Origin of the sequence: Salinivibrio proteolyticus (genome assembly GCF_001996165.1) — a bacterium.
In the GTDB taxonomy this organism is placed as follows: domain Bacteria; phylum Pseudomonadota; class Gammaproteobacteria; order Enterobacterales; family Vibrionaceae; genus Salinivibrio; species Salinivibrio proteolyticus.
In genome coordinates, this window is sequence record NZ_MUFP01000037.1 from 1 (window position 1) to 9,534 (window position 9,534).

Here is a 9,534-nt window from a genome sequence, read left to right on the forward strand (position 1 = left end):
TATTACGATAGTTTTGTTCAAACGTGATTTAAACTTTATCCTATTTAAAGCTGATCTTTTAATATTAAACTCATTTAAAACCATTTCAGCTCCTTTTTGATTAAACTCAAGAGATTTTAAACGGTCAATTTTGTGAACTCCGCCTTGGCAACTTTCAAACTCTTCTCTAAGCCTATTTTTCCAACCACTTGTGTCAAAATTATACTTAACGAGAAATACTGTTGGAAAAGTTCTGTTTTCTTCGATTGTTATTGTTGTATGAGCTTCTGTTTCTTCACCTACACGGTAATTTAGTCCTTTTTCTTCTAATATACTTTTGGTTTTCTCTACTGAACCTTGCACCGCCAAAGCTGCTCCACTAAATCCACTGAATTTAGTATCTCTTATACCAAAACGAACATTGAAGCGAATAAATTCGATATTCAGATCACCAAAATTAACGCCAATGCTGGTGTAATCATCTTTCTCTATTAATGGCCAAGCTAGTGGTAAGCCAAGCATTTCCACTACATCATTTGCAGCTTGTTGCGGATTATCTACTTCAACCATCAGGTGATCTAGTTTGAACATTTTAATTTTCCTTGAACAATATTCTTAAGCCTAACATTGTATTAGTGCGCATGCTCGATTTCTCAAAATCGTTATACGCAGCTTTTCTTACCTAAATCACTGTTATAATTAGCATTTATCGCTTTTTGGTTTTATCTATTTTCCGAGAAAGTGTGCATGCAACCTATCTCTGGTGACGCGTTCACACTATCTCCGCGCCTACTCGCCTAATTTATTGATTATGCTTACTTTCTGTTTTCGCGTTCTGGGATAGTGTGAATGAGTGCCGACAAAACGTGCACTCAATTGGCGTGCTTCCACCGATAAGCTGGTTATCCATCTAGTATTTCCCACGCTACCGCCGATCAGTTTTCGGTACCTAACACACCTTTTCCGTCAGCATTGTTAGGCTAGCTTATCAAAGCCATGCTGATTTTTTCGTGCTTAATTGCCCAAAATGTTAGCGATGGCAGGTTTTGTGCGGGGGCGTGGCTGAAATGGCTTTGCCTACAAAAATAATAGGATCAGGGGGTTATCGCAGTATTTTTATGAAACCAATTTAATATATGGCGGGTATTGGTCTATTTCACCACACAACACGGAGACGTTGTTATGCGACATCACGCCATATACAAGCAGGGATGGCGATCCCTTTTCGCACTTTTATCCACCACCGTCGCGCTATCGGCAACAAGCGCTGAAGGCACTCAAGATACCATTCATGATCCTTGGCTTAAAAAGGTTGTTGCGTTAACAGGAAACCACAAGCCAGGCGATCCGGACCCGACTAGCTATGGCATGGACCCAAAAACGGGTCAGTTTATTCATCCTCAGCGGACCTACCATGCCTACTCATCCAAGCCTTTTGACGGTTTACTCGATTATTGGGATGACAAAACGTATAGCAACAATATGACTGTCGAGGCCTATTACCCCATCACGGTTGAACCCTTCCACACTTGGCAAAATATTGTCGATTTTGATGGCAGGCGGTATCTGTATCAGTATGTGCGACGCGATCTAAAGATCTTTGATATTACAAACCCAAAAGATCTGAAGTTGCTATATACCCGCGGTAAGCAATGGGGGCCAAATGGGCCTCAAGGGGAAGAAGTGAACCCCTACCCCAGTGGTGATATGTTTGGCGCGGCCAGCATACAGTGGAGCGAGGCTCGACAGAATTATGTGATGGTGCAGGCCTTTGAGATCCGTCGCTTCGGGCTGTTGAAAGATAAATTCACCCAGCCGGAAAAAGTCGCACAAATCCGTCATGCCAAGCATTTAAAAGGATTTAAGGTGTATGACATGCATGGCCCACTTCCTGACCAATGGACATTAATCGCAGAGCGAAGCACCGATATTAACCACCCAGACGCTAGGGTAGGTGAACAACAAGGGTCGGGCGTTCGCGATATTCCCACTTGGTTTGGGGGAAAGACCATGATTGTTGCGGCCGCCCCCGATGCCAGTTATGCATTAACCGAATATGGCAATGATTTATATTCTGCGGGTTATCAATCGTGGGATATGTCTGATCCTGCCAACCCAGTATTTATGGATCAATTGGCAGTGCCGGGACAAATTCTTAATGAACCCGCGCATCAAAAAGCATATCTCGACAACCCTCGCGCTGGGAATCGTACCTCTTGGATGGGCGCTCGTATGTCGCTATTCATTCCTACACCGGTCGAAGAAGGCGGGAAATATGGCTATGCCGCGATGGGCGGGCTCGGTTTCTATGTGGTGGATATTTCCAATCCAGCGCAGATGCAAGTGGTCAGTCACCTCGAGTTTGAGCCCAGTGTCGCGGGGACGGAGGGCGACTTTATCGATGTATCACAAGTCGAACAAACAGGCCTCGTCTACTTTAGCGGTTATCCGCTTAATGAGGAGTGTTTTGAACCCTATAAAGACGTGCATATTATTGATGTGTCGGATCCCGCAAAGCCGAAAAAAGTCGGCGTTTTACCACGTCCAGTTCCGCCAAAAGAGGCTGCTTTTACGGATTTTTGTCAACGTCGCGGCAGCTTCGGACCAAAACGTACTGGTGCTTACACCCAGCCCGGTATCGGTCGCCAAGGTATTCTTCCCTATAATTTTTATAACGCTGGCCTGCAGGTGTTCGATGTTCGTGACCCACTACAACCTGCGATTGCGGCGTACTTCGTGCCCCCGTTCAAGGAAGATGACGTTGCCAGTTATGCGATGGGGAATTTGTCACACAGTGTCTATGTGGAATATGACCGTAACTTATTTTGGCTATTCACTAATCATGGGATATACGTTCTCTCTTCGCCGGTATTAGGCCAGCCATCCTTTGCACCGCCTAAGCAAGCCTGGCCACCTCGTCCTGCCAGTGTGCGTGATTCCCAATAAATGCTTGTCACATAACGGAATAAGATGTCGCCGGTTCGTCGGCGACATCTTTTCAGTCGTAAGGCCACGTTTGGCCCGCCGTCGAGCGTCGGACCAAACTCATGATTCTTTTTCGTTACCGATAAAGCGGTATACGAAGGCGCCTAATATCGCGCCAGCGATGGGGGCAATCCAGAATAACCACAATTGTGCAGTGGCCCAATCGCCCACGTAAAGCGCTACCCCTGTACTACGGGCCGGGTTCACCGAGGTGTTAGTCACGGGAATACTAATAAGGTGGATCAACGTCAAACACAGCCCAATGGCAATCGGTGCWAAACCTTGAGGGGCGCGTTGGTCGGTGGCACCGAGGATCACCACCAAAAACATCATGGTCATCACCACTTCCGAGATCAGCGCCGAGGTAAAGCTATACTGGCCCGGTGAATGCGCACCATAACCATTCGCGGCGAATCCATTCGAGACATCGAATCCGGCTTGTCCACTGGCAATCAGGTACAACACGCCACCAGCCGCTAACCCCCCTAAAACTTGGGCAATAATGTAAGGGAGCAGTTGATTGGCGGGAAAACGCCCTCCCGCCCATAGGCCGATGGACACCGCTGGATTCAGGTGACAACCGGAAATATGTCCAATGGCAAACGCCATCGTTAATACGGTAAGACCAAAGGCAAGCGATACGCCGAGTAATCCAATCCCCACCTCTGGAAAGGCTGCTGCTAATACTGCACTACCACACCCACCCAAAACTAACCAAAATGTTCCAAAAAACTCTGCACCATACTTATTCATCCGTGTCTCCTTTTTTTGACTCGCATGACTAATAATGTGATGAGTATAGGCACACATTGTGTCTAAGGTATCAATAAGTAGACAGCATTATGTCGCGATGGCTAAAAATAAGGGACGTGATTGCATTGTGCCATACTGCCAATGAGCGCTTTTGCTTCCCCCTGCTTTCTCGCTCTTGTAGACTACGCGCGCGTTTATTATCGACTGATAAGAAAATCTATGCCTGCAATAACACCGGCTTTTAAAGTGATAGACGGTTTTTCTCTGTGTGAAACAGACACAGAGCGTCTTAATGTATTTTTTACTTATCTTCGTGAAGGTGAGCCCGAACTCGCAGAATTGCGTCTTGAGCAGCTTGTCCTTGCCCTTGCCAATTCCCCCTCTCAGGCATCGTTGTTTGCGAACAGTATTTGCAATGAGGCCAAAACCATTAAGCTGTCTCCGGCTTTTGTCCAATTGGGCATATTTTCTAAAAATGGATTGGTGACGGAAATCTTTCGCCGTCTTTACAATAAGATCAATCCGCCACCCAAGCGCTGCAATGATATCAACGACTTATTAAGCTATTTCGTTGGTGGCGAAGACAAGGTTTGGGTGAATGCGATTTCGTCTAAATGCTGGTTTAAGCTCTATCGCTTGCTGGTGAAAAGTGCATCCCCTGAAGCCATTCGCACCACCGGCGAATACATTAAAAGTGAGCTTTGTTATTCGCTGGAAATGTTAGCGATTTGGATTGCGGCGGAAGAGCTCGATCCTGAGCTACTGCGGATCGATCGCCGTTTAAACGAAGTGGACTCGCCGTTTATTGCCCTGCAGCGCGAAACCAGTCAACTAGTGGCGACTATCAAAGAGGGCGAGATTGATTCGGTGGATACCGCGCACTTCTGGGTAATGATTGAACAGTGCCAGCTTCAAGTAAAACGGATCCGCACCCGAGGGATCAGCCAGTTTGGCTTCTCAACACACGCATCACACATGCTTGAGCGTTTAGATCAAACCCTCAACCGCATGGTGCTCTTATTTCAAATCCTTGATTTTCGTCACCCCCATCAAAAAGCGCGCTGTGTCCTGAATTTGTGGCAACAATTGCTCACTTCAGTCACGGAGCGCAACAGCGTGCGTGCCATCTACCGCAAAAGCACACGCACCTTCTCGCAAAGCGTGACGCAAAACAAAAGCAATCATGGTGAGCATTATATTGCCAAAACGAAAAAGGATTATCTCAATATTCTGAAGGGCGCGTGCGGCGCGGGCGTGATTATAGCCCTGCTTGCGTGGGTAAAGATCTACATTGATACGCTGCAACTGTCGCCGTTTAAAAGCGCCTTTCTGGTCAGTTTAAATTACGGTGTCGGCTTTATGCTGGTGCATGTGCTGCATTTTACGATTGCGACCAAGCAACCGGCCATGACAGCGGCGAATTTTGCTGCCCATGTTGAGAAGAATAAGCAAGGGCGAACCCGAAGTAAAAAGCTCGCCCGCTTGTTGATCGATGTAAATCGCTCCCAGTGGTTCGCCGTGTGGGGCAATATTGTCGCAGCCATTAGCTGTAGTGTATTGGTCAGTTGGGCGTTTATGCATTTTTTCAGCGATGCGTTGTTGTCACCCGAGCAAATTGACTATCAAAAACAGTCTATTATGCCTTTCAGTGGCATGGCATGGCTCTACGCCGCGATTGCTGGTGTGTGGCTGTTTCTATCTGGGATCATTACGGGCATTCTAGATAATCGCGCCGACTACATTGAACTGAAAGATCGCCTTGTCGCCCATCCACTCATGCACATTGTGCCTGAGTCACGCCGTGAGAAGGTCGCCTTTTATATTCACGATAATTACGGCGCTTTGGGTGGCAACCTGATCTTTGGCTTTTTGCTCGGCATGACCAGTTATGTGGGTTACTTAGTCGATATTCCATTGGATATTCGCCATGTCGCTTTCTCTTCTGCCAACATTGGTTACGCGCATGTGAGCGATTTTCACGGTGTGTTGGCCTTTCTTTCTAGCCTGTTCTTTGTGCTGATGATTGGATTTATCAACCTGTGGGTGAGCTTCGGATTGGCCTTATTTGTGGCGCTTCGCTCACGCAATTGTGAGCTTGATATCAAGTCCGTACGGACCGCTGTATTTACCCAGATTAAGCAACATCCCGCTTGTTTATTCTGGCCGCAAATCACGGCACAGGCGGCCAAAAACGCCCCATCCAACCACAAGCGGACACCTTAGTTATTTTGCTGTGATGCAGGCTATTTATCGGCCTGCATCACAGCCTTCATGTGCTACGTGCAAACAATTACACCCAAGCTTTCTACACACTCGCAACAACGATCAAATGACCAGATAAACATACAGATCATGCCAATATTACCGTTCATTAAATGAAAGGAGAGCTAGTCATGTTTCGTTTATCTCGTCTCGTACTCGCCTGCTTGATGGTGAGCACTAGCGCTGCGCACGCACACACTTTGATCGTAAACCATACACCCATGCGTTCGGCTGCTGTTTTAGAGGACGTTGGGGTGCCAAACCAGCTTGTCACCGAAACCGATTTGCTCTTTCAACCGCGTCGTCACCCATTTAACATTGATGATTTTCTCGCCGAGCAATTGCCACACTGGCAACCGGTGAGCGAAGCTATTATGCATTGGAGCGGAGCGTCAGGGATTGATCCACGTATATTGATCACCACCCTCATCACTAATGCGCCGGAGTTAGAGCAGGATATCGCCCTCGATCGGATCAGCGAACTGAAGTTGCTACAGGCCATCGAGCAAACCGCATCCACGTTGTCCGCTTTGCTTTATCAGCCCAACACGCAGACCTCTAATGCCACGCTGGGACATGCCACACAGACTCTTGTCAGCACTCTCCATTCTCCGAGTGACTGGCAGACATGGCAGACACGTTACCAAGCATGGTTTGGTGACCAAAAACCCCTAGGGCAACATGCCATCTCATCACGCAGCTTGATTGCGCCACCTGCAGGGTTTATGCAATGGCCGTGGCGACAAGGCTACGCCTGGATCCCAAATGGCCCACATGCCCATTCAGGATCCGGTTTTCCGCTTTCTTCTATTGATGTCTCTTATGATTGGCCGCAATGGGGAGGCACAACTTACAGTGTGACTGCCGCCCACGATGGTTATGTCACCGTACTATCGCGCTGCCAAGTGCGGGTCACTAACGATAATGGCTGGGCAACCAATTACTATCACATGGACGGCATTCAAGTGCGCAACAATCAGTGGGTGGGCAAAAATACCAAACTCGGCACCTACGCCAGCCAGCGTTCCGTGGCATTGTGCCAAGGAGGCTCCTCGACCGGACCTCACTTGCACTTCTCATTACTCAAAAATGGTCGTTTCGTCTCCATGCAGGATGCGGTATTAGGCAGTTATCGTATACAAACGGGCCGCTATAGCTACGATAACGACTGTCGTTATACGTGGCTTACTCAAACGCAAACCGGGAATAAAGTGTGTCTATGGCGTCGTATTACCAACCCGTAACGGCATGAATCGCTGTGTTCGTTCTGCTTTTAATACTGACATAAAGGTCACTTAATTTGTGGCCTTTATCTTTATTTTACATAACAATAACATTCATAAAACTTGCGGATAACCTCTCAAAACAAAACAGTCATTTATTCTGTACGATTTTTTTGTCACTTAATTGTTAATAGATAATAATATCGATTAAAATCAGAAACATAAAACGAGACCCCTCTCTCATAAACATCATAAAAACCCACCCTTTTGTAACAAAATCTATACAATCAAAAAACAAAAAGCCTTGTAAATATTGTTATCTATAAGCCACGTTTGATGGACGAGCAGCACGCTCGTCTTCCTATTAAGCCGTTGGGGAGAAAGGAATCTTTCAACAAAAAATAGGGCAATAAAAATGAGATTATCCAAGTTAACTTGGTTATTAACCACAGGGGTTTTTGCAAGCACACCCGCACTCAGTGCAGAGCTGATTAATGTGACCGACGATGCCGTACTGAGTCAGGTTCTCGACCAACCAATCGGTGTGTATGCCCCAATGGGCTCGTCAGCCAATCCGCTAGGTTTCAAAGAAGTAAAACGCGTGACGCTGCCTAACGGCAAAATCAAAGTGCGCTACCAACAGACGTATCARGGCGTTCCCGTACTGAATACCAATGTGGTCGCCACTGAAAAAGCAGGAAAACGCAGCGATGTTTACGGCACTATGGCACAGGGCCTCACCGAAGACATTATGACAGTCGCACCTGCACTAGATAGTCTAGATGCCTTAGGTGCTGCGAAAGCACACTTCACACAAAGCCAGACCACTCTCACCGCCGCTCCCTTTGAAAATGAGAACACCAAGTTGGTCGTTCAACTCGATGAAAACCAAAAAGCACAGCTCGTGTATATCGTGGATTTCTTCGTCGCCGCAGAGGAGCCTAAGCGTCCTTTCTACATGGTTGATGCAGAAACAGGTGAAATCATTAGCCAGTGGGATGGGATCAATCATGCAACTGCCGGTGGTACCGGTCCTGGTGGCAATGAAAAAACGGGCCAATATCTGTATGGCACCGATTATGATGACTTCCCCGTCGATAAAGTGGGCGATGTGTGTACCATGGAAACCGATAACGTTAAAACGGTTAACCTGAACCACGGCACATCAGGCACCAACGCGTTTACGTACCCATGTCCAGATGGCACCAACTACAACGATACAAAATACACTAATGGCGCATACTCCCCGCTGAATGACGCGCATTACTTTGGTCACGTCGTTTTCAATATGTACAAAGATTGGATGAACACGGCACCACTGACCTTCCAGTTGACGATGCGAGTCCATTACAGCAAGGATTATGAAAATGCCTTCTGGAATGGTAGCTCGATGACGTTCGGTGATGGTAAATCAACGTTTTATCCGTTGGTCGATATCAACGTTAGCGCCCACGAAGTCAGTCACGGTTTCACGGAGCAAAACTCTGGACTGGTATATCGTGATATGTCGGGTGGCATTAACGAGGCGTTCTCTGATATCGCCGGTGAAGCTGCTGAGTTCTACATGCATGGTGATGTAGACTGGATTGTCGGTGCGGATATCTTCAAAGGCTCAGGTGGTTTGCGTTACTTTGAACAGCCTTCGCGCGATGGCAAATCTATTGACCATGCAGATCAATACTACTCAGGTATTAACGTGCACTATTCAAGCGGTGTCTTCAACCGTGCCTTCTACCTCCTTGCTAACAAGCCAAATTGGGATGTCCGCAAAGGTTTTGAAGTCTTTACAGTTGCAAACCAACTGTACTGGACAGCCAATAGTACCTTTGATGAGGGTGGTTGTGGTGTCGTTAAGGCCGCAAAAGATCTCAACTACAACGAAGCCGATGTGGTTGCAGCCTTTAATACCGTCGGTGTAAACACCTCTGCCTGTTCTGATGACAACACTGGTTCGGTGTTACTCCCTAACGAGCCAAAAACAGGTTTAAGTGGTAGCCGTGGCTCCTCTGAGCTATTCACTTTCACTGTTGATAGCAACCGTTCGGTAAAAGTCACCATGAGTGGCGGTACAGGCGATGCCGACTTATATGTAAAAGCTGGTAGCGCCCCCACCACAAGCGATTGGGATTGTCGTCCATATGACTATGGAAACGACGAGTCATGTACGGTCAGCGCACAAATTGGTGAAACCTACCATGTGATGGTTCGTGGCTACTCTAACTACTCGGGTGTGAGCTTAGTTCGCAACTAATTACTCACCATCTTCAGCGCCGCTTTCCGTAGCGGCGCTTTTTTGTCCACTATTTACCTAAAAAACGCTAACTTTATAGAC

General features: G+C 47.2%; 6 protein-coding genes. 4 read left to right on the forward strand and 2 right to left on the reverse strand.

The genetic code is table 11. The features are described from left to right. The coding region (locus BZJ19_RS16725) for a hypothetical protein (protein ID WP_077676458.1) at positions 1-570 on the reverse strand (570 nt) is incomplete at its 3' end. Positions 571-1,161: 591 nt separating this feature from the next. Between BZJ19_RS16725 and BZJ19_RS16730 the strand changes: the two genes are divergently transcribed. Next, a complete protein-coding gene (locus BZJ19_RS16730) occupies positions 1,162-2,925 on the forward strand; it encodes an LVIVD repeat-containing protein (protein WP_077676459.1) in 1,764 nt (587 codons plus the stop codon). A 99-nt stretch (positions 2,926-3,024) separates the two neighbouring features. On the opposite strand, the gene aqpZ is transcribed toward BZJ19_RS16730, so the two are convergent. Next, positions 3,025-3,717: an aquaporin Z gene (gene aqpZ, locus BZJ19_RS16735; RefSeq protein ID WP_077676460.1), complete on the reverse strand. Its 693-nt coding sequence runs from the start codon at positions 3,715-3,717 to the stop codon at positions 3,025-3,027. A gap of 219 nt (positions 3,718-3,936) precedes the next feature. On the opposite strand from aqpZ, the gene BZJ19_RS16740 reads away from it, so the two are divergent. The 3 genes from BZJ19_RS16740 (at position 3,937) to BZJ19_RS16750 (ending at position 9,453) form a co-directional block, all read left to right on the forward strand. Then, positions 3,937-5,940 (forward strand): recombinase, encoded by a 2,004-nt coding sequence (locus BZJ19_RS16740; protein WP_157891211.1) that lies wholly within the window; start codon positions 3,937-3,939, stop codon positions 5,938-5,940. A gap of 170 nt (positions 5,941-6,110) precedes the next feature. Next, positions 6,111-7,223, forward strand: coding sequence for a M23 family metallopeptidase (locus BZJ19_RS17400; RefSeq protein ID WP_276526541.1), 1,113 nt, complete (start codon positions 6,111-6,113; stop codon positions 7,221-7,223). A gap of 394 nt (positions 7,224-7,617) precedes the next feature. Continuing rightward, entirely contained in the window at positions 7,618-9,453 is a 1,836-nt protein-coding gene (locus tag BZJ19_RS16750; protein ID WP_077676462.1) for a M4 family metallopeptidase, read from the forward strand. The last annotated feature ends 81 nt before the right edge of the window (positions 9,454-9,534 follow it).